This window comes from Pseudomonas sp. MWU13-2100 (assembly GCF_023242365.1).
GTDB lineage: Bacteria > Pseudomonadota > Gammaproteobacteria > Pseudomonadales > Pseudomonadaceae > Aquipseudomonas.
Genome location: NZ_JALLIX010000015.1, coordinates 107,380 through 132,373 on the forward strand (window position 1 = coordinate 107,380; position 24,994 = coordinate 132,373).

A 24,994-nucleotide genomic window follows, 5' to 3' on the forward strand; every position below is an offset into this window, starting at 1 on the left:
GGACCGCCTCTCTCTCGCTTGCCATCGAAATCAAGGGCCCCATGATCTATCCGCTGCTGCTCACCCTGCATCTGTTTGCCGCGCTGGTGTTTATCGGCACGGTGTTCTTCGAGGTGCTGTTCCTGGAGAGCATTCGCCGGCAACTGCCGGCGCGGGTCATGCTGCTGGTCGAACAGGGCATCGGGCGGCGTGCCCGGACGCTGATCCCCTGGGTCCTGCTGGTGTTGTTCGGTGCCGGGCTGGGCATGGTCTGGTTGCGCTATCTGCCGGCCCTCGCGGCACCACTGGCCTCCTCGTTCGGTACCTTGCTGGCTTTGAAAATGCTGCTTGCCGCCAGTGTGCTCGGGCATTTCCTGGTGGCCATGTTCCTGTTCAAAAGTGAACGCATGAATGGCCGCTACCTGCACTTCATTCACTACAGCCTGTTCGGCCATATGGTGTTGATCGTGCTGTTGGCCAAGGGCATGTTTTATCTGAGCTGGTGAGTCGCAGGCGCCGTCGAGCGCAGGTGCCGCCCCTGCTTGATGCAAATCAAGGAGTCCCGACGGCCAACATCGGACACTGCAGATCCGCAGTCCGTCTCGGAGTCCTGTCATGCTCGATTTACATCATCCGCGCGGCGAACGATTGGTTCGACGTGATCAAGGCATTCTCGACCTTGACGGTCATGCCGAGACCGACAAGTTTCATACCGGTATTGGTTCCCTGGATTTACTGCGGGCTTTGCGTATCAGCCGTCAGAAGTGCCGCCCGCTGTCCTTGGCCGTGCAGCTTCTCGCCCTGGGCGAGCAGCGTGGCCGCAGCGAAGCGTATCTGCAGCGACTGGAACGCGAGATCGATCTGGTTGCTTGTCACCTGGGCACTGGGCAACGGGTCGAGCAATTTTATCTGGGCGGCGCCACGCCGGACGCGGCCGCTCTGCAGCGGCTGATGAGCCAGTTGCGCAAACGCTTCAACTTTATCGGACACGATGGCGGCGACTACCGTGTTGAAGTCGATCTGCACCACACCGACTGGGCGACCATGGGTTTGCTCCGCGAGCAGGGCTTCAATCAGGTCAGCATCGGTGTGCCGGATATCGGTACGGACAGCGAGCTGTCGGTGGCCTGCTACCAGAACCCGGCGCCGATCCATTCGCTGATCGACGCGGCCCGGACTTTTGGCTATCGCTCGGTCAATGTCGACCTGGGCTATGGCCATGCCTGGCAGACCCCGTCGAGTTTCGCGCTGAAACTGGCGACTCTGATCACGCTGGAGCCCGATCGTTTGCAGGTCTTCGACTACGCCCGGGCGCCGCGGCGCTACCGACGCGAGAACGAATACCGCAGGGCCGCCAGCAGCCCGTCGGACAAGGCGGCGATGCGACGGATCTGCTTCGAACAGTTGCTGGCGGCGGATTACCAGTACATCGGCCTGGGGCAGTTCGTCAGGTCCGACGACGATCTGCTGATGGCTCAGGAGCGTGGCCGCCTGCGCCGCAATTGCCAGGGGTTTACCTGCCACGGCTATTGCGACCATGTCGGCTTCGGCCTGGGCGCCATCAGTCAGCTCGACGAACTGTCGGTGCAAAACAGCGAGGCGCTTTCCGATTATCTGCAGCAACTGGACATGGGCCAGTTGGCCAGCTGTCGTGGCTGGCGCTGCGAGGCCGGCGACCAGATCCGGCAACGGGTCAGGGAGCGCCTGGAATGTGATCTGGAGTTGGACATCCTGGCCATCGAAAGTCGCTACGGAGTGATTTTCCGCCAGTACTTCTCGGCCGTCTGGCCGCGTCTGGAGCAAATGGCCCACGGCGGACTGGTGGAGTTGTCGGGGCGATTCATCAGCATCCTTCCCGCCGGTCGGCCAGAAGTCGATGCCATCTGCCAGCTGTTCACCGCGGATGTGAACAGCCCGGCGTATTCACCCCATCACGAGTTTGTCGAACATGACGTCTACCTTTGATTTCAATCGCGCCCTGGTCGAGAAGTACGATCGCCCGGGGCCGCGCTATACCTCTTACCCCACCGCGCCGCAGTTCCACCAGGCCTTTGCCATGGACGACTACCAGCAGGCGGTGCGGGCCAGCAACCAGGCGCCGACGCCCAAGCCGCTGTCGGCCTACATCCATATTCCATTTTGCCAGAGCCTTTGTTACTACTGTGCCTGCCACAAGATCATCACCCGTAAGGCCCATCGCGCGGTCGAGTACCTGGGTTACCTCAAGCGTGAAATCCTCATGCAGGGTGCCTTGTTCGAGCCTGGCCGCAAACTCACGCAGCTGCACCTGGGCGGCGGCACGCCGACCTATCTGAGCGGCGAGCAGTTGGCCGAACTGATGGCCTGCCTGCATCAGGCCTTCGAAATGGATGACAGCGATGACCACGAGTTTTCCATCGAGGTCGATCCGCGCACCATCGATACCGCACAGATTCATGTGTTGCGTCGCCTGGGCTTCAATCGCCTGAGCTTTGGCGTGCAGGACTTCGACCCGGCAGTCCAGGCGGCGGTCAACCGCCAGCAGAGCGAAGCGCAGATCTACGCATTGGTCGAGGCGGCGCGCCAGGCGCGTTTCAAGTCGATCAGCGTCGATCTGATCTACGGCCTGCCGCTGCAAACGGTACAGAGCTTCGACGTCACCCTGGGCAAGATCCTCGCCCTGCGCCCGGATCGGATCGCCGCCTACAGCTACGCGCATCTGCCCGAGCTGGTCCGCGCGCAGCGGCTGATTCGCCCGGCGGATATGCCGCCGCCCGAGCGCAAGCTGGAATTGCTTGAACTGACCATCCGCCGGCTGACCGAGGCCGGTTATGTGTATATCGGCATGGATCATTTCGCCTTGCCGGAGGACGAGCTGGCGCTGGCCCGGGCCAACGGCACCTTGCACCGTAACTTCCAGGGCTATTCGACCCATGCCGACTGCGATCTGATCGGTCTCGGGGTGTCGGCTATCGGCAAGGTCGGCGACAGCTACAGCCAGAGCGTCAAGGAGCTCTCGCAGTACTACGCGCGGCTCGATCAAGGCTTGTTGCCGGTGCATCGCGGTTACCGCCTGAATGCCGACGACCTGTTGCGCCGCGACGTGATCAACGACCTGATGTGCCATGGGCGCATCGACTTCGGCAAGTTCGAGGCGGCCCATGGCATTCGCTTCACGCACTACTTCGCCGAAGCCCTGGGGCAACTGCAGGAGCAGGTGCGCGACCGTCTGCTGGAGATCGGCGCCGACGGCTTGCAACTGTTGCCCCAGGGACAGCTGATGATGCGCAGCGCCGCCATGGCCTTTGATGCCTACCTCGGGGCCGGGCAGAAAGGCCTGTTCTCCCGGACCGTTTGAGGCGCCGCCAAGCCTAGTGCGAGGTGCCTTCGGCGAACTCGATCTTGTTGCCGACGTTGTACTTGCCCGAGGGCTTGTTCATCGGGATGCGCTTGATCTCCTTCAGGCTGTGGCTGTCATAGACGATCAAGGCGCCGTCGCTGGCCCAGATGCTCAGCAGCAGGTAACGGCCATCGTGGGTGAACTCGACGTGGGCCGCGGTCTTGCCGGGCATCGGCCGCAGGGTGTGGGCGATTTTCAGGGTTTGTTTGTCGATCAGGTGGATTGCATCGTTGTCCGGGCCGAAGAACACATCGCTCCAGGCATACGGCGAGTTGATATGGCTGCGCATGAAGAAGCCCGGCCCGAGGGTGGGGATTTCCTTGATCAGCTTCCAGGTCTTGAGGTCGATGATGGAGATCAGCCCCTTGCTGATATTCGGCGTGGCGAACACCCAACGGCCGTTGCGTTGCCAATAGGTGCCCGAACCCAGGTGCGGCATGCCCGGCAGTGCGATCTCGGTGACTGCCTGGCCGCTGTCGAGGTCGATCACCTGACCGCCCTCGGCCTTGCGCGAGGTGGCCAGCAACTGGCGATAGTCCGGAGAGAAGGAGAAGTCGTCGAGGTAGTCCTCGGCGTGGATCCGTCGCGGTTGCCAGTCCGGGGTGCCACGGCTGGAGAGTTCCCAGACTTCCTTGACGTCCTTGAGGGCGACGATGAAGCTGTCCCGCGGCGGTGCGGTGTACACCGCACTGACCCGCGAGGGGCTGCCGTCCTGGCCGAGCGCGGGGATATTCCTGACCAGGGACAGGTCGCGGGCGTCGAGCACGATCAGGTTGCCGGGCAGGTAGTTGCCCACCAGTACCCAGCGACCATCCTTGCTCACCGCCAGGTTGCGGGTGTTGAGTCCGGCGCGGACTTCGGCGATCAGCTTCAGGTTGTACAGGTCGTAGAGGCTGATCCAGCCGTCGCGGGAGGCGATGTAGACAAAGCGCCCGTCCGGGGAGAACTTCGGCCCGCCATGCACGGCGAAGTGCGAGGCGAAACGCGCCAGCACGGTAAAACGATCGCCGTCGAGAATATCGATGTGGTGATCGCCGGCTTCGACCACCACGAACAGGTTCAGCGGATCGGCGTCATGCTGGGGTGTGCTGGGCAGTTTGCCGATATCGTTGAGCACACTGTGGCTGGCGCGGATATCTTCGCTGCTCCAGCTCGGCGGGGTGGCCGGTGGGCGCTGCAGGTAGTCCGCCAGGGCATCGATCCGCGCGTCGCTGAGGACGCTGGCATAGCCAGCCATCTGGCTGGCCGGGCGACCCTTTGCAATCACCTCGCGGACCTCCGCGGGCTTGATCCGGCTGAGGCTTTCCGGCAGCAGCGCCGGGCCGGTGGCGCCGAAACGATGGAGCCCATGGCAGCCCTGGCACTGCGCCTGATAGTCCTGGGCGGCCTGTTCCAGTGCCGCGCCGGAGAGGGGCGCCGCCGCGCCGCCTTGAACCGCGCCGAGGCATGCCAGCGTGACCAGCAGCCGGCGCTTCATACCGCCACCTTGCGATAGCGCGGGGCGAACGCTGCGCCAGCAAAGCGGGCCGGGTATTCCGGTTGTCGGCTGGCGAACAGGCCGACCACCTCGCCGATCACCGTCAGCGTCGGCGTGCCGGCTGGGCAGGCCAGTGCCAGGCTCGGCAATTGTCGCAGGGTCCCGCGTGCGACCTGCTGGTCGGGACGGGTGCCATTGCTGATCAAGGCCGCCGGGGTGTCGGCGGCAAGCCCGGCGTCGATCAGGCGCCGGGCAATTATCTCCAGGTTTGCCAGGCCCATGTAGAACACCAGGGTCTGGCCGCTGTCCGCCAGGTTGCGCCAGGGCAGGCTCAGCTCATTGTCCTGTTGCAAGTGGCCGGTGATGAAACGGCAGGAACTGACCAGGTCGCGATGGGTCAGGGGGATGCCGGCGTAGGCGCTGCAACCGGCCGCGGCGGTGATGCCGGGGACCACCTGGCAATCGATACCGTGCTGCAACAGGTAGTCCAGCTCCTCGGCGCCACGGCCGAAAATGAACGGGTCGCCCCCCTTGAGGCGGACCACGCGCTGATTCGCGGCGGCCAGCTCGGCGAGCAGATGGTTGATCTGCTCCTGGGGCAGGCTATGGTAGCCGCTGGCCTTGCCGACGTAATGGCGGGCGCAGGCCGGCGGGATCAGCGCCAGCAGTTCAGGGCTGATCAGCCGGTCATAGACCACGGCATCGGCCTGCAGCAACAGGCTCCAGGCGCGCAGGGTCAGCAGGCGCGGGTCGCCCGGGCCGGCGCCGACCAGGGCGACTTCGCCGGGGCTGAACGGGGATTGTAGCGCGGCGGGTAAAACCGGGATTGAGGGCATGACGGCTTCCTTGATGCTTGATCGGTTGTGGCGGCGCCATCCTGAGTCGGAGGGTGGGCCGGGCAGGCGTTTCAGTGCATGACGCAAGGAATGGTGGGCGGGGCCGGCAGGCCGATTTCTTCGTCACTGAGGTGGCAACCGGGGTCCTGGCCCCAGAGATCGCCCTCGGCCCAGGCGCGGGTCCGGGTATTGCCGTTGCAGATGCTCAGCCAACGGCATTCGGCGCAGCGCCCGCCAACGGCGCGGGGATGTTCGCGCAGGCGCAGCAGCAACGGGGCGGGCTGTTCCAGCCAGAGCTGGCGAAAGGCGGTCTGGCGCACATTGCCCACCGAGTGTTGCCACCAGTAGGTGTCCGGATGGACCTCGCCGGTGTTGTCGATATTGGCGATGCCGCTGCCCGAAGCGTTGCCGCCCCAGGCGCGCAGCATCTGCTCCAGGCGCGGGTAATACGCCGGCAGCCGGCGACCCACCCACTGCAGTAGGAGAATGGCGTCGGCATCGTTGTTGCCGCTGACAAAGTCGCTGTCGCGGCCCTGTTCGATATCCGTCCAGGCCTGTTCGAACAGCAGGCTCATGGCTTCGCGACTCATCTGTTGGCGGGCATCGAGGCGCCGGCTGCGTTTGCCGCGACCGCTGTAGTTGAGGTGCGACAGGTAGAATTTCTGTACGTCGTACTCGCGCATCAGTGCCAGCAATGCGGGCAGTTGGGCGTGGTTCTCCTGGGTCAGGGTGGTGCGCATGCCGACCCGGATGCCGTGTTCGCGGCAGAGCCGGATCGCCCGTAGCGAGCGGGCAAAGCTGCCCTGGCACTGGCGGAAGGCATCGTGGGTGGCTTCCAGGCCGTCGAGGCTGATGCCCACATAGTCGAATCGGGCCGAGCTGATCCGGGCGATATTGTGTTGATCGATCAGCGTGCCATTGGTGGAAAGGGCGACAAACATGCCGTGGCTCCTGGCGTGGGCACTGAGCTGGAACAGGTCCTCGCGCAGCAGCGGTTCGCCGCCGGAGAGGATCAGCACTTTCACCCCGGCGGCCTGCAGGTCGTCGATCACCCGCAGGGCCGCCGGGGTATCCAGCTCATCGCGAAATACGCTGTCGGCCGAGGTGGCGTAGCAGTGCTTGCAGGTCAGGTTACAGCGCCTGAGCAGGTTCCAGATCACCACCGGCGCGCGCGGGCTGCCGGGTGTGGCGCTGTTCGGCGTGGGACCCTGGCCGGCGAGGGCTCGCAGGTAATGGCTGATCCTTAACATGTCGCTCTCCTTGTAATGGCCTGTGCTCAGCGCTGGGCGGGGGACAGGCGCAAACCGGTCTTTTTCAGGATGCGGCTGCTCACCAGCATCGCGTCGGCGGCACTGGCATCACCGAGCAAGTCGCGAAGCTGTTCGCGGTAGCCATTCATTTCCTTGGCGCTGCGGCCATGGACCATCGCGAACAGGTTGTAGCGCCAGGCGCTTCGGCGTGGCCGGCGATAGCAGTGGCTGACGAAAGGCTGGGCACCGATCAGCGCGCCGAGACGCGGCATCTCGGCGTCCCGTACATCCCAGACGGTCATGCCGTTGAAGCGATAGCCCAGGCGATAGTGGTTGGGCACCGCGGCAATACGGCGGATCGCGCCCTCGGCCTGCAAGCGCTTGAGCAGGTCCAGGGTTGACTCGACGCTCAACTGCAACTGTTCGGCGAGCCAGGCCCAAGGGTCGTCGAGCAAGGGCAGGCCGGCCTGGGTCAGTTCGATCAGGCGTCGGGTCAAGTGGTCTTCAGACGGGGAAATACAGACCGACATGGTAGGTCTCCTCTTTGGGCAGGTTGAGCGGTACCAGGCCGGTCTGCTGTTCGATGCGCTGTAGCGCCTCGTCCAGACCTTGTGCGCTGGCGCAGCCGAGCACGAACCACATGTTCCAGGCGTGTTCGCGGCGGTAGTTGTGCGCCACTTCGGGCATGCCCCGGAGCAGTTCGGCGACCGCCTCGAAACGTGCCTCGGGGACCGTCAGCGCGGCCAGGGTGAAGGCGCCGCCGAGCCGTTCGATGTCGAACATCGGGCCGAAGCGGGTGAGGCTGCCGTTCTCCAGCAGTTGTTGCAGGCGTTGGCGCAGCTCATGGCTGCTGCTGTGCAGTTCGTCGGCCAGTTCGCGCCAGGGATCGCGCACCAGCGGCAGGCCCAGTTGCAGGCGGTTGATCAGGCGTCGGTCGAGTTCATCCATGGGCCGCGGCTCCGCCTGACGCGGGCGCAAAGCGTGCGCCGCATTGTTTGAAGGCCTGGGTGCTGAAGAGGATCTGATGTGGCAGGTCGCTCAGCAGATGTTGCTCCAGCAACGCCTGGATCTGCGCCTCGACCCGCTCGCGCTGGCGTCCGTGAATCATGCAGAACAGGTTGTAGCGCCACTGCGGCAGGCGTCGCGGGCGCTGATAGCAAAGACTGATACCGGCGGCCCGGCCGAGGCGTTGACCGACCTCGTCGACCAGCGCATCCGGGATGTCCAGCACCAGCATGGCGTTGGCGTCGAAGCCCAGGGCCCGGTGGTTGAGTACCAGACCGATGCGGCGGAACAGCTGTTGCTCCTGCCATTGGTGCATTTGTGCGAGCACCTGGCGTTCATCGGCGCCGATCTGTTGCGCCAGGGCCAGGTACGGCCGTGGCAGCAAGGGCAGGCCGAGTTCCAGTTGCCGTCGCAGGGCCAGGGCCTGCGCGGCCGCGAGCGGCGGCTTCATGGCGTGTCTCCCAGGGCAAAACCCAGGTCGATGCGATAGGCGCTCAGCATCGGCAGGTCCAGCGGGATGAGGCCGGTGTCGTCCCGCAGTTCGTCGAGAATGCGTTGCAGGTGCTGGCGATCCGGGCCGGTCAGGACGAACCACAGGTTGTAGTGATGTTCCCGGGCATAGTTGTGATTGACCTCGGGGTAGCGGTTGATCCGTTCGGCCACCTGTTGCAGGCGTTCGACGGGCACGGCCAGGGCGGCGAGGGTGCTGGCGCCGGCGCGGCTATGCTCGAACACCGGGCCGATCCGCGACAGGCTGCCGGCCTGTGCCATCCGTTGCAGGCAGGCGAGCACCTGGTCCTGGCTGCAATCCAGCGCTTCGGCCATCTGCCGATAGGGTTCGGCGCCGATCGGCATGCCGTGCTGGAAGTGTTCGATCAGGCGCTGCTGGAGGGTATCGGCGATCATCTCAATACCCCGTCTTTTGCGCGCGGCTGCTGAAGAAAATGCCGCTCGGCTTGCTCGCCGGCAGGCTGCCCAGCTGTTTCAGGCTGTAGGGGTCCCAGATTTGCACCTGGTCGCCGTCGCGCACGGACAGCCAGAGTTGATCGCCGCGGGCGGTGAACTCCATATGCAACACCGCCGGCCCCGGGCGCAGATCGGCGAGCAGCGCGTGGGTCTCGCTGTCGATGACTTGCACCCGGTCGTTGTCCGGGTAGGCGAAGTTGACCCATAGCTGCCGGCCATCCGGGCGCGAGGTGACGAATACCGGCTGGCCGGCAACCTTGATCGCATCGGTCTGCTGCCAGTTGCGCGTGTCCATCACCAGCACCTGGTGCTGACCGACCGCGGGAACGAACGCCTGGTTATTGGCCACGGCCCAGCCTTTGAGGTGGGGCATCTTGTACACCGGCAGTTTCGCCTGGCCGTGAGCGTAGTCGCCGAGTATTCGGCGCACTCCACGCTCGGGATACCAGAGATCGAGCTGGGCCATGCCGTCCTCGCCGAACAGCCCGGCGATGTAGTAGCGCCCGTCGCCGGTGATCAGCGCATCGTAGGGTTGTTTGCCGATACCGCTGAAGCGGGTTATCCGTGGCGTCAGGCCCTGGCTGAAGTCGGCGCTCCAGATCTCGCCGGTATCGAACAGACTGAACACGAAACGTTGCCCGGGGGCATCCACCAGCCCGACCACCCGCGAGCGCTTGACCCCGTCAGGCAGCAGGGTGGCGGGAATATCCGCGACCTGTTGCAGGGTCACGGCGTCGAACACCTTGACGCCGCCGGGCACGTAGTTGGACACCGCGACCAGCTTGCCATCCTGGCTGATGGCGCCGCTGATGCTGTTGTTGGCCTGGAGCACCCGCCGATCGATGCGTTGGCCCAGCAGGTCGACTTTGCTCAGGCCACCATCGCGGCCGAACACATAGGCGTAGCGCTGGTCGTGGGAGAACACCACCGAGGCATGCGACAAGTCGCCGAAACCCTCGATTCGGGCCAGCGCGGTCTTGCCGTCGCTTTCGATGATTTGCACGCTGCCGGAGGCGCGCTCCACCACCAGCCCCAGATCGCCGCTGCCGCGCAACGGCGCCTGGACACAGGCGGACAACGACAGGCCAAGTGCTGTCGACAGCAGGAATGAACGGATCATGGTGCGGGGTATCCTTGCAGTAGCAGGTCGACCAGCCAGCGAATGTCGCCGGGACTGAGCAGAGGCCCCCAGCCGGGCATGGCAGTGCCGGGCCGGCCGAGGGTCACGGTGGCAATCAGGTTGTCGCGGGATTTACCGGCCAGGGCCGCGCGGGTCAGTTCGGGACCGAGCCCGCCGGTCATGTGCAGCCCGTGGCAGGCGCCGCAGTCCTGGGCCAGGAGATTGTCCAGTTGTGCCTGGCGGCGGGCATCGGGCGCCGCCAGCGCGGTGCCCTGGAGCAGCAGGAGAAGGACAGTCATCAGCGCGTATCGACAAGCTTTCATGATGCCCTCCCTGGGCTTATTTGAGACTCAGGACCCACGTCGCCAGCTGCCTGGCTTCGTCGTCGCTGACCGGATTGGCCGGCATCGGTATCGGTCCCCAGTTGCCCTGCGTGCCGTTCTTGATATGGCTGGCCAGGGTCTCCACGGCGCCGTTGACGCCGGCATTCTTGGCGGCCACGTCCTTGAGCGCCGGCCCCACCAGCTTGCTGTCGACGGCGTGGCAGGCGGTGCAGGGTTTGCTCTTGAACAGCTCCGGCGCGTCCTGGGCCTGCAGCGGTTGCAGGCTCAGCGCGGCGCCCAGGGCGACGAGTGACAGCAGGATATTTTTCATCACGGCTCCTTGCGTTGATGGCACTCAATAGATGTCGTATTGGGTGTTGTAGAGGTTGAACTTGCCGGTAGGCGTGATCAGTCGCTTGTCCTTGATCACCGCCTTGAGCTTGAGGGTCTTGTCGTCGATCACCACCAGCGCCGACTCGTCCGCCTGGCCGCTCCACACCGAGAACCAGACTTCATCGCCGGCCTTGTTGTATTCCGGTTGCACGACGCGCATGGCGCCTTGCTTGATCCCGGCGTATTCGGCGATCGGCAGCACGGTATAGCCGGCGTCGAGCTTGTCGATATCGAACACCGCCACCGACTGGCTGATCTTCGCGTCCGGATTGAGCGGGGTGTCGACATACAGGTGGCGGGAGTTGGGGTGGGTCTTGATAAACAGCGAACCGCCGCCCTGGCCCTTGAGCGAGCCGACCTGTTTCCAGGCGTATTGCGGGTGCTTCAGCGGGTCGGTGCCGATCATGGAAATCCCGGCATCGCCCAGGTGGCTGGTGGCCCAGACCGGTCCGTACAACGGATGCTCGAAGTTGGCGCCACGTCCCGGGTGCGGGGTTTTGCCGACCTCCACCAGCGCGGTCAACTTGCGCTCGCGGGAGTCGATCACCGCGACCTTGTTCGAGTTGTTGGCCGCGGTCATGAAGTAGCGGTGCGTGCTGTCCCAGCCGCCGTCATGCAGGAACGGCGCGGCGTCGATGCTGGTGATGGTGAGGTTCTTGATGTCCTGATAATTGACCAGCAGGACCTTGCCGGTTTCCTTGACGTTGACGATGAACTCCGGCCATTCGTGGGAGGCGATGATGGCCGCGACCCGTGGTTCCGGGTGGTACTCCTGGGTGTCGACGGTCATGCCTCGGGTCGAGACGATCTGTTTCGGTTCGAGGGTTTCGCCATCCATGATGGTGAACTGCGGCGGCCAGTACGAACCGGCGATCGTATATTTGTCTTCGTAGCCCTTGAACTTGGAGGTCTCCACCGATCGCGCCTCGATGCCGACCTTGACTTCGGCGACCTTGGTCGGCTCCAGCGGCCACAGGTCGATCATGTCGATCCGCGCGTCGCGACCGATCACCAGCAGGTAGCGACCGGAGGCGGAGATCCGCGAGATGTGCACCGCATAGCCGGTCTCGATGACCTTGACGATCTGCTTGCTGTCACCGTCGACCAGGGCGATCTTGCCGTCGTCGCGCAGGGTCACCGAGAACAGGTTCTGCAGGTTGAGCTTGTTCAACTGGCGGGTCGGGCGGTCCTCGGGCTTGACCAGGACTTTCCAGGTTTTCAGGGTCTCGGCCATGCCCCATTCCGGTGGTGTCGGTGGGGTGTGCTGAATGAACTTGGCCATCAGCGTGATCTGTTCCTTGGTCAGCGCATTGGAGGTGCCCCAGTTCGGCATGCCCGCCGGCGAGCCATAGGTGATCAAGGCTTCCAGGTAGGCCTGGCCGCGGGACTGGGTAATGTCCGGGGTCAGAGGCTTGCCGGTGGCCCCCTTGCGTAGTACACCGTGACAGCCGGCGCAACGCTGGAAGTAAATCTGCTTGGCTGCGTCGAAATCGGCTTGGCTCAGGTCGGGTGCGCCGGGGCTGCTGACCATCGCTGGCGCAGTGGTTGCCGGCGTGGCGCTGGCGGCCTGGGGCAGGGCCAGGACCACGGCCGAGAACAACCCGGCGAGGCTCAGGGCAAAGGTTTTTCTACTGCTGATCGGCATTCCATTTCTCCTCAGGCAAGACCTTTGCGGTGTGCTGGAACGCCAGCACCGGGCGCAGGTTCTTAGTGCCGGTCAAGGCTATGCCCGGGCAGGGCGATGTTCGCTTGACGGCGATCAAGATTGCCGGCCAGGTCACTTGCCAGGTTGTCGCAGGGCGCCTTAGCGTGGGCCTTGAACCCGCTGTCGAATCAGGTAACCCCATGGACCCCAGGCATGCTTGCGAACCCTTCTATCAACCGCTGAACAATGAGCAGGCGCTGTTCGAACAGGCCTGGCGGCATGGCCTGCCGGTGCTGATCAAGGGCCCCACGGGCTGCGGCAAGACGCGCTTCGTCCAGCACATGGCGCACCAGCTGAAACTGCCGCTGCACACCGTGGCCTGCCATGATGACCTGAGCGCCGCCGACCTGATCGGCCGCCATCTGATCGGCGCCCAGGGCACCTGGTGGCAGGATGGGCCGTTGACTCGGGCGGTGCGCGAAGGCGGAATCTGCTACCTCGACGAAGTGGTCGAGGCCCGCCAGGACACTGTGGTGGTCTTGCATCCGCTGGCCGATGGCCGCCGCGAGCTGTTTCTCGAACGCACCGGGGAAGTCCTGCAGGCACCGCCATCCTTTATGTTGGTGGTGTCCTATAACCCGGGGTACCAGAACCTGCTCAAGGGCATGAAACCGAGCACCCGCCAGCGTTTCGTGGCGATGCGTTTCGACTATCCGCCGCCGGCCGAGGAAGAACGTATTGTGCGGCGTGAGGCGCAGGTCGACGGCGCCCTGGCCAGCCAGGTGGTCCGACTCGGGCAGGCCCTGCGCCGGCTGGAACAGCATGACCTGGAAGAGGTGGCCTCGACCCGCCTGCTGATTTTCACCGCGCGCATGATCGGCGCCGGCATGAGCCCGCGCGAGGCCTGCCTGGCCTGCCTGGCCGAGCCGCTGAGCGATGACCCGGTGACGGTGGCCGCGTTGATGGACGTGGTCGATGTCCATTTCGCTTGAGCTCACCGCTCCCCCGCGTCGCCACTTGCCGGGGGATCTGGCGATGTGGTTTTTCATCCTCGCCGAGCTCTCGGTATTCGCCGTGCTGATCCTGGCATTTGCCGTGACCCAGCTGCTCAAGCCCCAATTGTTCGCCGCCGGCCGCCAACTGCTCGATACCTCCACCGGGCTGGCGATGACCCTGAGCCTGCTCAGCGCCGGGTTGTGCGCGGCGCTGGCGCAGGAGCGGGTCCGGCAAGCACGGCCGCGCCAGGCGGCGCTCCTGCTGTTGGCGGCGTTGCTCGTCGCCAGTGTCTACCTGCTGCTCAAGCTCGGCGAGTACCGGCATCTGCTGGATTTGGGGCTGGGCCTTGAGCACAACACCTTCTTCACCCTGTACTGGATCCTCAGCGGCTTTCATTTCCTCCATGTGCTGCTCGGCATGCTGATTCTCGGCTGGCTGGCGGAAGGTTGCCGACGCGGCCGGTATGACGCCGAGAGGTGCAGCGGATTCGAATCCGGGGTGCTGTATTGGCACATGGTCGATCTGGTCTGGGTCCTGCTGTTTCCGCTGGTCTACGTTCTGGATTGACGAGGTGCGCATGTCCGCTCGCAGTTTTTTGCTGATCTGTTGGGCGGCCCTGGCCACCTTGAGCCTGGGCACCCTGCTGCTGGCACAGGGGCTGCTGCGCTGGCCGCTGAGCCTGCTCGTGCTGTTGCTGGCGGTGGCCAAGGCCTGGCTGATCACCGAGGGTTTCATGGAATTGCGCCATGCGCCGCGACTCTGGCGCCGCCTGCTGCTGGGCTGGCCCCTGGTGCTGGCGCTGCTACTGGGCTTGGGCTTGGGCCTGCGCGGCTAATACCCGAGTAAAACCATTGGAGATTCTTGATCGCCATCAAGCTGTTTTCACCCCCCCGCTTCCTAGAATGGACAGGCCAAGCAAAGAGGAAGCGACCATGTCAGAGACCTTCACCAAGGGCATGGCCAGGAATATCTATTTCGGGGGAAGCGTGTTCTTTTTCCTGATATTCCTGGCCTTGACCTATCACTCGGAGCAGACCTTTCCCGCTCGCAGCAATGAAGCGCAATTAAGCGACTCGGTGCTGCGCGGCAAGTTGGTCTGGGAGCAAAACAACTGTGTCGGTTGCCACACGCTGCTGGGGGAGGGCGCCTATTTCGCGCCGGAACTGGGCAACGTGTTCCAGCGCCGCGGCGGCGAGGCGGGCTTCAAGCCCTTCCTGCAGGCCTGGATGAAAATGCAACCCCTGGGAGTACCCGGGCGCCGGGCGATGCCGCAATTCAACCTGAGTACGCAGGAAGTCGACGACATCGCCGAGTTCCTCAAGTGGAGCTCGAAAATCAATACCAATGGCTGGCCGCCAAACAAGGAGGGCTAAGAGATGAGTATTGCCAATCCCCATCTGAAATTCGCCTCGCAAGCCGTGGCCAAACCGTACTTCGTGTTCGCCCTGATACTGTTTCTCGGCCAGATACTGTTCGGTTTGATCATGGGTCTGCAATACGTGGTCGGGGACTTCCTGTTCCCGACCATTCCCTTCAACGTATCGCGGATAGTGCACACTAACCTGTTGATCGTCTGGCTGCTGTTCGGCTTCATGGGCGCCGCGTACTACCTGATCCCGGAAGAGTCCGACCGTGAACTGCACAGTCCGAAGCTGGCTATCGTGCTGTTCTGGGTGTTCGCCGCCGCCGCCGTGCTGACCATTCTCGGCTACCTGCTGGTGCCTTACGCGGGGCTGGCCAGGCTGACCCACAACGAGCTGCTGCCGACCATGGGTCGGGTGTACCTGGAGCAGCCGACCATCACCAAGATGGGCATCGTGGTGGTGTGCCTGGGCTTTCTCTACAACATCGGCATGACGATGCTCAAAGGCCGCAAGACCACGGTCAGCGTGGTGATGATGACCGGGCTGGTGCTGCTCGCGGTGTTCTTCCTGTTCTCCTTCTACAATCCCGGCAACCTGGTGCGCGACAAGTTCTACTGGTGGTGGGTGGTGCATCTCTGGGTGGAAGGCGTCTGGGAGCTGATCATGGGCTCGATGCTGGCCTTCGTGCTGATCAAGATCACCGGGGTCGACCGCGAAGTGGTCGAGAAATGGCTCTATGTGATTATCGCCATGGCGCTGATCACCGGGATCATCGGCACCGGCCACCATTACTTCTGGATCGGTGGGCCGGAGGTCTGGCTGTGGGTTGGTTCGATCTTCTCGGCGATGGAGCCGCTACCGTTCCTGGCCATGGTGATCTTCGCCTTCAGCATGGTGAAGAACCGTCGCCGGCAACACCCGAACCGCGCCGCCACGCTGTGGGCCAAGGGCACCACGGTGACCGCGTTTTTCGGCGCCGGCGTCTGGGGCTTCCTGCATACCCTGGCCCCGGTCAACTACTACACCCATGGCACGCAGTTGACCAACGCCCACGCCCACCTGTCGTTCTACGGGGCCTACGCGATGATCGTGATGACCCTGATCAGCTACGCCATGCCGCGCTTGCGCGGGCTCGGTGAAGCCGCCGACGAGCGTGCGCAGAACCTGGAGATCTGGGGCTTCTGGTTGATGACCCTGTCGATGGTGATGATCACGCTGCTGCTCACCGCCGCGGGCGTCGTGCAGATCTATCTGCAACGCTGGCAGCCCGACGGCATCGCCTTGCCGTTCATGGCGACGATGGAGCACCTGACCACGTTGTTCTGGGCCCGTCTGGCCAGCGGAGTGGGGTTCCTGGCGGGGCTGCTCTGTTATCTGTTGAGCTTCCGCCAGCGTGGGCGCGCCGCTTTGCGCGCGCCGGCGGCGGTGGTTCCTTCCTGAGGCGTCGTGACATCTGGGAAAGGTCGGCCCGGCTGTGATAGCGGGCCGTTTTTGGTTCTTGAACAAGGTGGGCTCCATGGCTTTTACCCTTGAACTGGAAGAGTGGGTCGGCAGTGTCTGGCATCGCTTTATCACTCGCCGCGCCAGCGTCGATTTTCCCGAGGCGCGGGTCGAGCTGGCCCAGCGGCAACGCGCTCTGGCACTGTTGTTTCGCGCCATGGACGGGGCCGGCCGGGGCGTGGAGACGGTCTGCGAACGCGATCTGCTGCTGCGCCGCAGCCTGTTGCAGCAGATCGCCGGGACCTGCCGGCAAGTGCCGCTGGCCTGCTGCGATGCCGATAACCTGCGCCTGCCGGCGAGCCTCGCGGTGTTTCCCGAGGCCGGCCTGAATGAGGAACTCTATCGCTGGTTGACCCTGCTGGCGGCGCAGGCCGGGCCGATGCGGCACTGGGGCCGGGACAATCAGCGCTGGACGCAGGCTTTGTTGCAGCGCTATCCGGCGCTGGTGCCGCGTTACCGCCGGCTGGTCGCGGCGCACCTGCAACTGCGCCCGGATCCGGCCACCTTGAAACCGGCCGAGGCCGCCCTGGAACGGGCCTTGTGCCAGGCCTTGCGCGAGCCGGGCAGTGTCCAGGCGCTTCCCCGCAGCGAGCGGGCGGCCTGGCCATTGCCGCTGTGGTTGTATCCGCCGCTGCACCTGGCCAGCCCGCAGGCCGCCGATCTTGACGATTCGGCGGAGTCCCTGCCGGCCTCTCCCGGTGAGCAGGAAGGCGGGCGCAAGCGCGCCACCCGGATTGATGACAGCAGCCGCGAGGGCGGGCTGCTGATCGTGCGCCTGGAGAACCTGTTCAGTTGGACCGAGCATGTTGACCTCGATCGCTGGTCGGACGAGCGCGAAGACCCGGATGCCGCCAGGGTCGCCGCCGACCTGGATGAACTGAGCCTGTCGCGCACCCGTCTGCGCAAGGGCGGCGGGCTTAAACTGGACCTGGATCTGCCGCCAGCGGATGTCGACGATATCCCGTTGGGGGAGGGCATCAAGTTACCGGAGTGGGATTATCGCAAAGGCCGCCTGCAGGACGACTTCGTCAATCTGCAGATGTTCGTGCCGCGCGATTGCCCGGCACAGCCACTGCCGTCGCGCCTACGGCCGGCGGCGCAGCGTTTGCGGCGCCAGTTCGAACACCTGCGGCCCGAGCGCCAGTGGCTGCGCCAACAGCCCCAGGGAACGGAGCTGGATATGCAGGCCTGGCTGGATTTTTACGTCGAGCGCGAGCACGGCCGCTGTGCCGAACGGGGTTTGTTCAAGGAGCAGCGCCAGACCCATCGGGACCTGGCGTGCCTGTTGCTGGCGGATATCTCGATGTCCACTGACGCGCACCTGAACGACCGGCATCGGGTGATCGAGGTGATCCGCGACAGCCTGTTGCTGTTCGGCGAAACACTGTCGGTGCTGGGTGACGACTTTGCCCTGTACGGGTTTTCCTCGTTGCGTCGCCAGCATGTGCGTCTACAGGAACTCAAGGCGTTCAGGCAAGGCTATGACGACCACACTCGCGGGCGCATTCAGGCGCTCAAGCCGGGTTACTACACGCGCATGGGCGCGGCGATTCGCCAGGCCAGCCGCCTGCTGAGCGGCTGCAAGCGCCGCCGCAAGCTGTTGCTGTTGCTGACGGATGGCAAGCCCAATGACCTGGATCTCTATGAAGGCCGCTACGGTGTCGAGGACACCCGCCAGGCGGTACTGGAAGCCCGGCGCCTGGGGCTGACCCCGTTCTGTATCACCATCGACCGCGAAGCCGGGGCTTACCTGCCGTATATGTTCGGGGCCAATGGCTACACGCTGATCCGCCAGCCGGAGCAATTGCCCCTGCGTCTGCCGCAACTGTATCGCCAGTTGACCCAGCCCTGAGGTGTTCCCTGTGCTCAGGGGATACTGCGTGGCAGCCAGAAGAACATGATCACGCAGAAGATCGTCAGGCCGATGCAGAACCACTGGAAGCGCCGTAGCCGGCGTGCTTCGGCCTTTGCCGCCAGGGCCGGCAGCGGCATGCCGCAGCGGCGGCATTCGCTTTCCCCGGGCGGGTTGTGATGCTGGCAATACAGGCAGGTGGACAGGGCCTTCACTCGAACTGTTCCAGGCGCGGGCGATCGAGGATGACGATCTGGCGACCGTCCTGGGTGATGATTTTCTCGTCGATCAGGCGGCGGATGATCCGCGAGAAGGTCTCCGGCTGGATCGACAGGTGTCCGGCAATCAGTTGCTTGGCCATCGGCAGTTCGAACTGATAGTTGACGGGCTGCAGGTGCACCAGTTGCGTCAGCAGATAACGCACCACCCGGTGGGTGGCGTTCTTCAGCGACAGGGTTTCGATTTCATTGACCCGCTGATGCAGGCGTACACAGAGTTTGCCGAGCAGGGCGAAGGGCAGGCGGTTGTTGCTCTGCAGCAGGCGCAGGTAGGCGCTGTTGGACAGCCGATAGAGCTGGCACGGACCGACGGCTTCGGCCGAGGCCACATAGTTCGGGGTGTCCATCAGCATCATCGCCTCGGCGAAGGTTTGCCGTGGGCCGATGACCTCGAACACTTTCTCCTGGCCGTCGGGGGTCAGGCGGTAGATCTTCACTGCGCCGGCAATCACGAAGTAGAAGGCGTCGGCCGGCTCGCCCTGGCGAAACAGCGGTTCGCCCTTGTCGATGCTGAGCAAATGGCTGGAAGCCATCAATTCATCCATCTCTTGGTCGCTCAGCGGCTCGAACAGATGATGGCTGCGTAGGATCTGGTGATGGACGCGGTGAAGCACCATGGCAATTCATCCTGATAGCGGAAAAGGGGGAGGCGCCGTGCCCTCAGACAAGGCCGAGCGAGAGGCTGCTGGCGATGGCGATGATCGAACTCAGGACCACGAACCAGGCCAGTGGCTGGATAACTGCTTTCATGACGACTCCGGTTGGTCGGGAAGGGGTTGGCGGTGTGCTGGTTGAGCAAGACCCGGGCCAGGCGCCAGACCCTTATGCTGTTCAGCTAAGGAAACAAAACATTGAAAACGCAGTGCAACGCTGTGGGAGCGGAGCTTGCCCGCGAAGCTTTTAGCGGTCTCAAGGGCCCCTTCGCGAGCAAGCTCTGCTCCCATAGGGACCGCGTTCGGCCGACGCTGAACGACATAACACCCGGCTTTTAGCCACTGGATATCTGTGGCGACAAGGTCATAAATACCCCGTCAATCAGGGTGTAAATAACCCTAAAATGGTCATTTTTACCCTGGCTGCAAGCATCTGCGGTAGCGGGAACTGTCCGCTGCCGGTGAGACACACCGGGTTACCACGGGTTGCCGGGGCACCTCGGGAGTCGGGGCACGCCCCTTGCACTGGCGTATCCGACAACGGTTGGCCAGGTTAGCCAAGCGTTCCCCGGCCGACTTGATTTATGACAACCGCGATGACTTGCGAACAGCTGATGATTGCCCGGCAACATCATTCATCGCGTGCGGGCTGGTGTCAGGTCGGCAACAAGGTAAAGGAGTAGCTTCATGCAAGTAATTGAGCGCCGTACCGCGCTGGCGATCCCGCCGCTGTTGCGCCTGGCCTTCCGGCCGTTTTTCCTCGCCGGCGCCGGCCTGGCGCTGCTGGTGGTACCGCTCTGGCTGCTGGCCTTGAGCGGTGCCATGGGCGGCTGGCAACCGGCGGGTGGCTGGTTGGCGTGGCATCGACATGAACTGTTGTTCGGCTTTGGCCTGGCGATTGTTGCCGGTTTTCTGTTGACCGCAGTCCAGACCTGGACCGGCCAGCCCGGCCTCAGCGGCAAGCCGTTGGCGGCGCTGGCCCTGCTCTGGTTGCTGGCGCGCCTGGCCTGGTTGGCGAATCTGCCCTGGTCACTACTGGCGCCGCTGGAGCTGGCGTTTCCCCTGGCGGTGGCGGTGCTGATGGGCACCACGCTGTGGAAGGTCCGGCAGAAACGCAACTACCCGATTGTCCTGCTATTGCTGTTGCTGGCCGGCGCGGACGGGCTGGCGCTTTACGGCCTGCTGCCCGGCCACGAAAGCTGGCAGCGCCAGGCCGTGCTGACCGGCCTCTGGCTGGTGGCGGCGATGATGGGCCTGATCGGCGGTCGGGTCATTCCATTTTTCATCCAGCGCGGTCTTGGCCGGGTCGAGGGTGTCGCCCCCTGGCCCCGGCTCGATCGCCTGCTGCTGGCCGGCTCCGCGCTGATGGCGCTGTTGTATGCCCTTGGACCGGCGCTCGTCGTCAATATCTGGGTCGGTTTGCTGTTCGGCGCACTGGCGGTAGGGCATCTGTTGCGCCTGTTGCGCTGGCATGATCGCGGACTCTGGCGCGTGCCGCTGCTGTGGTCGCTGTACCTGGCCTACGGCTGGTTGGCGCTGGCCTGCCTGGGCATGGCCCTGTGGCACTTCGGCGTGCCGTTAAACCCCAGTCTGGCGGTGCATGGCCTGACGATCGGGGCCATGGCCGGGTTGATCCTGGCGATGATCGCGCGGGTCAGCCTCGGGCATACCGGTCGGGCGCTGGAGCCGCCGGCGGGTATGACCCCGGCGTTTGTCTTGCTCAACCTGGCGTGTTTCAGTCGGGTCGTGCTGGTGCTGTTCCTGCCGTTGGCCGGGTTGTGGCTGGCGGCGCTGTGCTGGGTCCTGGCATTTGGGCTGTATGCCTGGCGCTACGGTCCGATGTTGCTGCGGGCCCGGGTCGACGGGCATCCGGGATGAGTCGGCCGGACAGTGGAGGTGGACGATGATTTATCCCTGGTTACTGGTTACCCATCTGCTGGCGGCCATCGCCTTTATCGGTACGCTGTTTTTCGAGGTGTGCATCTGGCATGCGGCGCGCCGGCAATTGCCCGCCGGCACGCAGGCGCCGGCGGACCAGGCCATCGCGGTGCGCTCGCGCAAGGTGCTGCATGGCGTGGTGTTGCTGTTGTACGGCGCCGGCATCGGCCTGGCCTGGCAGTACCGGGGCGCCTTGAGTCATCCCCTGGACAGCCGTTTTGCCAGTCTGTTGAGCCTGAAGATCACCCTGGCCCTGAGCATCGTCGGGCATTACCTGTTGCTCGCCTACTGGCTGCAACGTTCACGGCTGACGCCGCGCCGCGCCGACTGGATCCGGCGCAGCATCCTCGGGCACATGGTGTTGATCGTGATCCTGGCCAAGGCCATGTTCTATTGGCAGGCTTGAGCCACGGTCCGCTGCGCAGGCAAAAAAAACGCACCCGTCATCTGGCGGGTGCGGATCGGTCTGGCTGGTGGGGTCACTGGGCCGGGTTCAGAGCCTTGACGAAGAGGATGTTGTTTTCCAGGTGGATGTGCTGCATCAGGTCATCACGAAACTCCTGCAACCCGCGATACAGGCCGCGCCAGGTGTTACAGGCTTCGGCCGGTGGGGTGATGTTATCGGTCAGTGCCAGCAGGATTTCCAGGGCCGCGCCATGTTGATCGTGTTCCAGGCGCAGTACCTGGATCGGTGGGGCGGTCTGGCGACCGAGGCCCCGTTGCAGCAGCGGAAAGAGCACCTGTTCCTCCTTGAGCATGTGTCCTTCGAGTTCCTGCTGCATGTCGTGCAGGTGGTCGGCCAGGCCGTTCGGGCAATTCTCGCGTGCACCGTGCACCTGCTCGACGCGGCGCGCCAGGCGAATCAACTCCGGCAGTTGCTCGCGGTGCCGGGCGTGGTAGCGCTCGAGGATATGCGCGATCAGCAGGTCCTCGGGTTCGTTGCGCCAGTCATGCTGGCTCGCGCCGCTGTCTTGCAGGTCGTGCAGGGCGTCGGCAATCAGCAATGGGTCGAGGTGTTTGGCCAGGGCCGCCTCGCGCAGGGTTTTCTGCCCGCCGCAACAGAAGTCCAGGTTGAAGTGATGGAAAATCCGTGTGGCGCCAGGAATATCGCAGGCCAGCTGGCCGAGGCTTTGTTCGAGAAGTGTCTGGCTCATCAGGGTGCCTTCTTTGGGTTTGAGGGGTTCCCTGGCGTATTGCATCGCGCATGCCATCTGTAACTTATTGAAAATACCGGATTATTTTTTTGTTGTGGTGATGATGACCCTGATGCGTCAGGGTAAATACAACCATAAGGGGTGATGATTACCATGTTGCGTGAAAGCCTGGCCGCCGACCTGATCGTCGAGCTGCCCAATGCCGTGCGCCTGCAACGCCTGGTGCAGACCCTGCGCGAGTACTTCAACAGTGGCGCCGTCGGCCTGCTGCGCCTGGATGACGACAGCCTCAGGCCGGTGGCGACGGTGGGGCTGGTGCACGAAGCCTTGGGCCGGCGCTTTGTGATTGCCCAGCATCCGCGCCTGGCGGCAATCATGGCGTCGCGCGAGCCGACCTGGTTCGAGCCCGACAGTCGCTTGCCGGACCCCTATGACGGACTGCTCGAGCACGCGCTCAACGAGCCGCTGGCGGTGCATGACTGCATGGGCGTGAGCCTGTATGTGGAAGGGCGGGTCTGGGGCGCCATCACCCTCGATGCCCTGCAGCCCGGCACCTTCGACCGCCAGGCGCGGGATGAACTCAAGCGTTGCACCTTGCAGATCGAGGCGGCCGTGCGGGTTACCCGGCTCGAGCAGGAAAACCGCAGCCTGCGCTTGTCCCGCAGCGACCCGCGGGACCTGCGGATGCCGGTCGCGGAGGGTGAGATCCTCGGGCAGAGCGAAGTCCTGCATCAGTTGCTCAACGAGCTGGATGTCCTGGCCGATTCCGAGTTGCCGGTGTTGTTGCTCGGCGAGACCGGGGTCGGCAAGGAACTGTTCGCTCGCCGCCTGCACCGCCTGTCCCGGCGCAGTCACAAGCCGCTGATTCAGGTCAACTGCGCGGCCTTGCCGGAGTCCCTGGCCGAGAGCGAGTTGTTCGGGCATGTCAAAGGGGCGTTTTCCGGGGCCACCAGTGACCGTGCCGGACGTTTCGACGCGGCCAACGGCGGCACGCTGTTTCTCGACGAGGTCGGCGAGTTGCCCTTGAGCGTGCAGGCCAAGTTGTTGCGCACCCTGCAAAACGGCGAGATCCAGCGCCTGGGTGCGGACAAGCCGCTGCATGTGGATGTGCGGATCATCGCCGCAACCAACCGGCATCTGCCGGACAGCATTCGCGACGGGCTGTTTCGCGCCGACCTTTACCACCGGCTGTCGGTATATCCGGTACCGATTCCGCCGCTGCGTGAACGCGGCAACGATGTGCTGCTGTTGGCCGGGCATTTTCTCGAACTCAATCGCACCCGGCTCGGCCTGCGCGGCCTGCGCCTGGCGCCGGCGGCCGAGCGCGTGCTGCTGGCTTACCACTGGCCGGGTAATATCCGCGAGCTGGAACATGTGATCAGCCGCGCCGCGCTGAAGCAGCTCAGTCGCGGTGGCAGTCGCAGCCTGATCCTTACCCTGGAAGCGGAAATCCTCGATCTCGACAGCAACCTGGGCCGCACGCCGACAGTGGCTCCGGCGTTTTTGGACGACGCCGGCGACCTGCCATTCCAACCCCTGGGTGAAGCCCTTGACGATTGCCAGCGGCAGAAGATTCTCCAGGCTCTGAGCCTGACCGGGAACAACTGGGCCAGCGCCGCCCGGCTGCTGGCGGTCGATTCGAGCAACCTGCACAAACTGGCCAGGCGTCTGCGCCTCAAGTAGGGGGTGATCGAAGCCCGCTGTTGATGACGGTCAAGGTGTTGGCGCGTGCCGCCTCGCACACTGCGCACAACCCCTACCGGAGATCACCCGCATGCCCCTTTCCCTGGCTCAGATGCGCCGTAACTACACCCTGGACGGCCTGCCGGACGAGACCGCGCCGCAGGATCCGCTGTCGCTGTTCCGCCAGTGGATGCAACAGGCCCGCGAGACCGAGCAGGCGCCGGTCGAGGCCAACAGCATGTGCCTGGCAACGGTCGACGCGCAGGGTCGACCGCATTGTCGGGTGCTGCTGCTCAAGGGTTTCAGCGACGCCGGCTTCACCTTCTTCGGCCATTACCAGAGCGCCAAGGGCCAGGACCTGGCGGCCAATCCCCATGCCGCCATGACTTTCTTCTGGCCGGCGCTGGAGCGCCAGGTACGGATCGAAGGCCAGGTCGCCAGGCTGGATCCGCGGCTGTCCGATGCCTACTTCGACTCGCGTTCCATGGCCAGTCGTCTCGGCGCCTGGGCCTCGCCGCAAAGCCAGCCCTTGGCCGACCGGGCGCAACTCGAAGCGCTGCTGGCGCAAACCGCCGGGCGCTTCGCCGACCAACTGCCGCCGCGCCCCGAGCACTGGGGCGGCTATTGCCTGGTCCCGGAACGCCTGGAGTTCTGGCAGGGGCGTGCCGACCGCCTGCACGATCGTCTGGATTATCGGCTGCATCAGGGGGGCTGGACGCACGGTCGCCTGGCCCCCTGAGTCACGGCTCTTACAAGGGCTTCGTTTAATAATCCGTCGACACTTCAGTCAAGTGGCTGCAAATGATGTGGGAAGGAGCTTTCGCCTGTTTCGAAAAAACTGGCCGCATTTGGGCGACTTCGAGCGCTGCTTGCTGGTGACTATTTGTAGGTTATTTCTGTAAGTTTGCAGGAGTCTTCCGAATGGTGCTCAGGGGGATGGAGTGGGCGGTTGAGATAATTCATGGTGGCGGTCGTCAGGTGGTTTACGCGTTATAGAAAATGACGCTGCTCACCTCTCACCCTGAATTTCACCGGCGCACAACAAGTTGCGTCGACGCCCGTCGCCATGGAGGCCTGAGCATGGCTAACTTGTACACTTGGCTTTTTGGAAACCCTCACGCGCGGCCCGCGCCAAGGCCCGTCCCCCCACCCACCGTCTTGCCGCCAGCGGTCCCCAGCCTTACCGACACACTGGCGCCGCTG

Annotated in this window: 27 protein-coding genes; 13 read left to right on the forward strand and 14 right to left on the reverse strand. The window is 64.2% G+C overall.

Annotated elements, in window-relative coordinates; all coding sequences use genetic code 11:
• Nucleotides 1–41 precede the first annotated feature (41 nt).
• From M5B99_RS13175 to hemN, 3 genes are all read left to right on the forward strand, one after another.
• A complete protein-coding gene (locus M5B99_RS13175) occupies nt 42–485 on the forward strand; it encodes a CopD family copper resistance protein (RefSeq protein WP_248804425.1) in 444 nt (147 codons plus the stop codon).
• A gap of 109 nt (nt 486–594) precedes the next feature.
• Complete coding sequence (locus M5B99_RS13180; RefSeq protein WP_248804426.1) at nt 595–1,944, forward strand: coproporphyrinogen III oxidase; 1,350 nt, start codon at nt 595–597, stop codon at nt 1,942–1,944.
• Nucleotides 1,928–3,316 carry an oxygen-independent coproporphyrinogen III oxidase gene (hemN, locus tag M5B99_RS13185; RefSeq protein WP_248804427.1) on the forward strand — a complete coding sequence of 463 codons (1,389 nt, stop codon included), beginning with the start codon at nt 1,928–1,930 and terminating at the stop codon, nt 3,314–3,316. Before M5B99_RS13180 ends, hemN begins: the two co-directional genes overlap by 17 nt.
• Nucleotides 3,317–3,329: 13 nt before the next feature.
• Here the strand turns inward: hemN and M5B99_RS13190 are convergent, their stop codons facing one another.
• The 11 genes from M5B99_RS13190 to nirS form a co-directional block, all read right to left on the reverse strand.
• A complete protein-coding gene (locus tag M5B99_RS13190) occupies nt 3,330–4,835 on the reverse strand; it encodes a nitrite reductase (protein WP_248804428.1) in 1,506 nt (501 codons plus the stop codon).
• Nucleotides 4,832–5,671, reverse strand: coding sequence for a uroporphyrinogen-III C-methyltransferase (cobA, locus tag M5B99_RS13195; protein WP_248804429.1), 840 nt, complete (start codon nt 5,669–5,671; stop codon nt 4,832–4,834). Before cobA ends, M5B99_RS13190 begins: the two co-directional genes overlap by 4 nt.
• Before the next feature lie 71 nt (nt 5,672–5,742).
• Complete coding sequence (gene nirJ, locus M5B99_RS13200; RefSeq protein WP_248804430.1) at nt 5,743–6,921, reverse strand: heme d1 biosynthesis radical SAM protein NirJ; 1,179 nt, start codon at nt 6,919–6,921, stop codon at nt 5,743–5,745.
• Between the two features lie 26 nt (nt 6,922–6,947).
• The gene (locus tag M5B99_RS13205) at nt 6,948–7,451 is read right to left on the reverse strand and encodes a nitrite reductase (protein WP_248804431.1); all 504 of its coding nucleotides are present in this window, start codon (nt 7,449–7,451) and stop codon (nt 6,948–6,950) included.
• A complete protein-coding gene (locus M5B99_RS13210; protein WP_248804432.1) occupies nt 7,426–7,869 on the reverse strand; it encodes an Lrp/AsnC family transcriptional regulator in 444 nt (147 codons plus the stop codon). Before M5B99_RS13210 ends, M5B99_RS13205 begins: the two co-directional genes overlap by 26 nt.
• Nucleotides 7,862–8,377, reverse strand: coding sequence for an AsnC family protein (locus M5B99_RS13215; protein ID WP_248804433.1), 516 nt, complete (start codon nt 8,375–8,377; stop codon nt 7,862–7,864). Before M5B99_RS13215 ends, M5B99_RS13210 begins: the two co-directional genes overlap by 8 nt.
• Nucleotides 8,374–8,832 carry an Lrp/AsnC family transcriptional regulator gene (locus M5B99_RS13220; RefSeq protein ID WP_248804434.1) on the reverse strand — a complete coding sequence of 153 codons (459 nt, stop codon included), beginning with the start codon at nt 8,830–8,832 and terminating at the stop codon, nt 8,374–8,376. Before M5B99_RS13220 ends, M5B99_RS13215 begins: the two co-directional genes overlap by 4 nt.
• A 1-nt stretch (nt 8,833) precedes the next feature.
• On the reverse strand, nt 8,834–10,012 hold the full coding sequence (locus tag M5B99_RS13225; RefSeq protein ID WP_248804435.1) for a cytochrome D1 domain-containing protein: 1,179 nt from the start codon (nt 10,010–10,012) through the stop codon (nt 8,834–8,836).
• Nucleotides 10,009–10,311, reverse strand: a complete 303-nt coding sequence (locus M5B99_RS13230) for a c-type cytochrome (RefSeq protein ID WP_248804436.1) — start codon at nt 10,309–10,311, stop codon at nt 10,009–10,011. Before M5B99_RS13230 ends, M5B99_RS13225 begins: the two co-directional genes overlap by 4 nt.
• A gap of 40 nt (nt 10,312–10,351) precedes the next feature.
• Nucleotides 10,352–10,666, reverse strand: coding sequence for a c-type cytochrome (locus M5B99_RS13235; protein ID WP_248804437.1), 315 nt, complete (start codon nt 10,664–10,666; stop codon nt 10,352–10,354).
• 24 nt (nt 10,667–10,690) lie between these two features.
• Nucleotides 10,691–12,259: a nitrite reductase gene (nirS, locus tag M5B99_RS13240; protein ID WP_248804452.1), complete on the reverse strand. Its 1,569-nt coding sequence runs from the start codon at nt 12,257–12,259 to the stop codon at nt 10,691–10,693.
• Between the two features lie 314 nt (nt 12,260–12,573).
• Here nirS and M5B99_RS13245 point away from each other — a divergent pair, with 314 nt between their 5' ends.
• The 6 genes from M5B99_RS13245 (at nt 12,574) to M5B99_RS13270 (ending at nt 18,085) form a co-directional block, all read left to right on the forward strand.
• Nucleotides 12,574–13,365: a CbbQ/NirQ/NorQ/GpvN family protein gene (locus M5B99_RS13245; RefSeq protein ID WP_248804438.1), complete on the forward strand. Its 792-nt coding sequence runs from the start codon at nt 12,574–12,576 to the stop codon at nt 13,363–13,365.
• Nucleotides 13,349–13,936 carry a cytochrome c oxidase subunit 3 family protein gene (locus tag M5B99_RS13250; protein WP_248804439.1) on the forward strand — a complete coding sequence of 196 codons (588 nt, stop codon included), beginning with the start codon at nt 13,349–13,351 and terminating at the stop codon, nt 13,934–13,936. The genes M5B99_RS13245 and M5B99_RS13250 overlap by 17 nt, the downstream gene beginning before the upstream one ends.
• A gap of 10 nt (nt 13,937–13,946) precedes the next feature.
• On the forward strand, nt 13,947–14,204 hold the full coding sequence (locus tag M5B99_RS13255) for a cytochrome C oxidase subunit IV family protein (protein ID WP_248804440.1): 258 nt from the start codon (nt 13,947–13,949) through the stop codon (nt 14,202–14,204).
• Nucleotides 14,205–14,301: 97 nt separating this feature from the next.
• A complete protein-coding gene (locus M5B99_RS13260) occupies nt 14,302–14,742 on the forward strand; it encodes a c-type cytochrome (protein WP_248804441.1) in 441 nt (146 codons plus the stop codon).
• A gap of 3 nt (nt 14,743–14,745) precedes the next feature.
• The gene (locus tag M5B99_RS13265) at nt 14,746–16,173 is read left to right on the forward strand and encodes a cbb3-type cytochrome c oxidase subunit I (RefSeq protein ID WP_248804442.1); all 1,428 of its coding nucleotides are present in this window, start codon (nt 14,746–14,748) and stop codon (nt 16,171–16,173) included.
• A gap of 76 nt (nt 16,174–16,249) precedes the next feature.
• Nucleotides 16,250–18,085 (forward strand): nitric oxide reductase activation protein NorD, encoded by a 1,836-nt coding sequence (locus M5B99_RS13270; RefSeq protein WP_248804443.1) that lies wholly within the window; start codon nt 16,250–16,252, stop codon nt 18,083–18,085.
• A 14-nt stretch (nt 18,086–18,099) separates the two neighbouring features.
• Here the strand turns inward: M5B99_RS13270 and M5B99_RS13275 are convergent, their stop codons facing one another.
• Complete coding sequence (locus M5B99_RS13275) at nt 18,100–18,300, reverse strand: protein DnrP (RefSeq protein WP_248804444.1); 201 nt, start codon at nt 18,298–18,300, stop codon at nt 18,100–18,102.
• Nucleotides 18,297–18,980: a Crp/Fnr family transcriptional regulator gene (locus tag M5B99_RS13280; protein ID WP_248804445.1), complete on the reverse strand. Its 684-nt coding sequence runs from the start codon at nt 18,978–18,980 to the stop codon at nt 18,297–18,299. Before M5B99_RS13280 ends, M5B99_RS13275 begins: the two co-directional genes overlap by 4 nt.
• A 723-nt stretch (nt 18,981–19,703) precedes the next feature.
• On the opposite strand from M5B99_RS13280, the gene M5B99_RS13285 reads away from it, so the two are divergent.
• Together M5B99_RS13285 and M5B99_RS13290 are read left to right on the forward strand one after the other, a co-directional pair.
• Entirely contained in the window at nt 19,704–20,894 is a 1,191-nt protein-coding gene (locus tag M5B99_RS13285; RefSeq protein ID WP_248804446.1) for an NnrS family protein, read from the forward strand.
• Nucleotides 20,895–20,919: 25 nt separating this feature from the next.
• Nucleotides 20,920–21,360, forward strand: a complete 441-nt coding sequence (locus M5B99_RS13290) for a CopD family copper resistance protein (RefSeq protein WP_248804447.1) — start codon at nt 20,920–20,922, stop codon at nt 21,358–21,360.
• A 73-nt stretch (nt 21,361–21,433) separates the two neighbouring features.
• Here the strand turns inward: M5B99_RS13290 and ytfE are convergent, their stop codons facing one another.
• Nucleotides 21,434–22,108: an iron-sulfur cluster repair protein YtfE gene (gene ytfE, locus M5B99_RS13295; RefSeq protein ID WP_248804448.1), complete on the reverse strand. Its 675-nt coding sequence runs from the start codon at nt 22,106–22,108 to the stop codon at nt 21,434–21,436.
• Between the two features lie 153 nt (nt 22,109–22,261).
• On the opposite strand from ytfE, the gene norR reads away from it, so the two are divergent.
• Both norR and pdxH read left to right on the forward strand, forming a co-directional pair.
• Complete coding sequence (norR, locus tag M5B99_RS13300; protein ID WP_248804449.1) at nt 22,262–23,791, forward strand: nitric oxide reductase transcriptional regulator NorR; 1,530 nt, start codon at nt 22,262–22,264, stop codon at nt 23,789–23,791.
• A 91-nt stretch (nt 23,792–23,882) separates the two neighbouring features.
• The gene (gene pdxH, locus M5B99_RS13305; protein WP_248804450.1) at nt 23,883–24,530 is read left to right on the forward strand and encodes a pyridoxamine 5'-phosphate oxidase; all 648 of its coding nucleotides are present in this window, start codon (nt 23,883–23,885) and stop codon (nt 24,528–24,530) included.
• The last annotated feature ends 464 nt before the right edge of the window (nt 24,531–24,994 follow it).

What these genes read in the sequence shown, in the direction of transcription:
- M5B99_RS13175 (WP_248804425.1), top strand. Translation starts at nt 42, where the DNA reads ATGATCTATCCGCTGCTGCTCACCCTGCATCTGTTTGCCGCGCTGGTG.
- M5B99_RS13180 (WP_248804426.1), top strand. Translation starts at nt 595, where the DNA reads ATGCTCGATTTACATCATCCGCGCGGCGAACGATTGGTTCGACGTGAT.
- hemN (WP_248804427.1), top strand. Translation starts at nt 1,928, where the DNA reads ATGACGTCTACCTTTGATTTCAATCGCGCCCTGGTCGAGAAGTACGAT.
- M5B99_RS13190 (WP_248804428.1), bottom strand. Translation starts at nt 4,835, where the DNA reads ATGAAGCGCCGGCTGCTGGTCACGCTGGCATGCCTCGGCGCGGTTCAA.
- cobA (WP_248804429.1), bottom strand. Translation starts at nt 5,671, where the DNA reads ATGCCCTCAATCCCGGTTTTACCCGCCGCGCTACAATCCCCGTTCAGC.
- nirJ (WP_248804430.1), bottom strand. Translation starts at nt 6,921, where the DNA reads ATGTTAAGGATCAGCCATTACCTGCGAGCCCTCGCCGGCCAGGGTCCC.
- M5B99_RS13205 (WP_248804431.1), bottom strand. Translation starts at nt 7,451, where the DNA reads ATGTCGGTCTGTATTTCCCCGTCTGAAGACCACTTGACCCGACGCCTG.
- M5B99_RS13210 (WP_248804432.1), bottom strand. Translation starts at nt 7,869, where the DNA reads ATGGATGAACTCGACCGACGCCTGATCAACCGCCTGCAACTGGGCCTG.
- M5B99_RS13215 (WP_248804433.1), bottom strand. Translation starts at nt 8,377, where the DNA reads ATGAAGCCGCCGCTCGCGGCCGCGCAGGCCCTGGCCCTGCGACGGCAA.
- M5B99_RS13220 (WP_248804434.1), bottom strand. Translation starts at nt 8,832, where the DNA reads ATGATCGCCGATACCCTCCAGCAGCGCCTGATCGAACACTTCCAGCAC.
- M5B99_RS13225 (WP_248804435.1), bottom strand. Translation starts at nt 10,012, where the DNA reads ATGATCCGTTCATTCCTGCTGTCGACAGCACTTGGCCTGTCGTTGTCC.
- M5B99_RS13230 (WP_248804436.1), bottom strand. Translation starts at nt 10,311, where the DNA reads ATGACTGTCCTTCTCCTGCTGCTCCAGGGCACCGCGCTGGCGGCGCCC.
- M5B99_RS13235 (WP_248804437.1), bottom strand. Translation starts at nt 10,666, where the DNA reads ATGAAAAATATCCTGCTGTCACTCGTCGCCCTGGGCGCCGCGCTGAGC.
- nirS (WP_248804452.1), bottom strand. Translation starts at nt 12,259, where the DNA reads ATGGTCAGCAGCCCCGGCGCACCCGACCTGAGCCAAGCCGATTTCGAC.
- M5B99_RS13245 (WP_248804438.1), top strand. Translation starts at nt 12,574, where the DNA reads ATGGACCCCAGGCATGCTTGCGAACCCTTCTATCAACCGCTGAACAAT.
- M5B99_RS13250 (WP_248804439.1), top strand. Translation starts at nt 13,349, where the DNA reads ATGTCCATTTCGCTTGAGCTCACCGCTCCCCCGCGTCGCCACTTGCCG.
- M5B99_RS13255 (WP_248804440.1), top strand. Translation starts at nt 13,947, where the DNA reads ATGTCCGCTCGCAGTTTTTTGCTGATCTGTTGGGCGGCCCTGGCCACC.
- M5B99_RS13260 (WP_248804441.1), top strand. Translation starts at nt 14,302, where the DNA reads ATGTCAGAGACCTTCACCAAGGGCATGGCCAGGAATATCTATTTCGGG.
- M5B99_RS13265 (WP_248804442.1), top strand. Translation starts at nt 14,746, where the DNA reads ATGAGTATTGCCAATCCCCATCTGAAATTCGCCTCGCAAGCCGTGGCC.
- M5B99_RS13270 (WP_248804443.1), top strand. Translation starts at nt 16,250, where the DNA reads ATGGCTTTTACCCTTGAACTGGAAGAGTGGGTCGGCAGTGTCTGGCAT.
- M5B99_RS13280 (WP_248804445.1), bottom strand. Translation starts at nt 18,980, where the DNA reads ATGGTGCTTCACCGCGTCCATCACCAGATCCTACGCAGCCATCATCTG.
- M5B99_RS13285 (WP_248804446.1), top strand. Translation starts at nt 19,704, where the DNA reads ATGCAAGTAATTGAGCGCCGTACCGCGCTGGCGATCCCGCCGCTGTTG.
- M5B99_RS13290 (WP_248804447.1), top strand. Translation starts at nt 20,920, where the DNA reads ATGATTTATCCCTGGTTACTGGTTACCCATCTGCTGGCGGCCATCGCC.
- ytfE (WP_248804448.1), bottom strand. Translation starts at nt 22,108, where the DNA reads ATGAGCCAGACACTTCTCGAACAAAGCCTCGGCCAGCTGGCCTGCGAT.
- norR (WP_248804449.1), top strand. Translation starts at nt 22,262, where the DNA reads ATGTTGCGTGAAAGCCTGGCCGCCGACCTGATCGTCGAGCTGCCCAAT.
- pdxH (WP_248804450.1), top strand. Translation starts at nt 23,883, where the DNA reads ATGCCCCTTTCCCTGGCTCAGATGCGCCGTAACTACACCCTGGACGGC.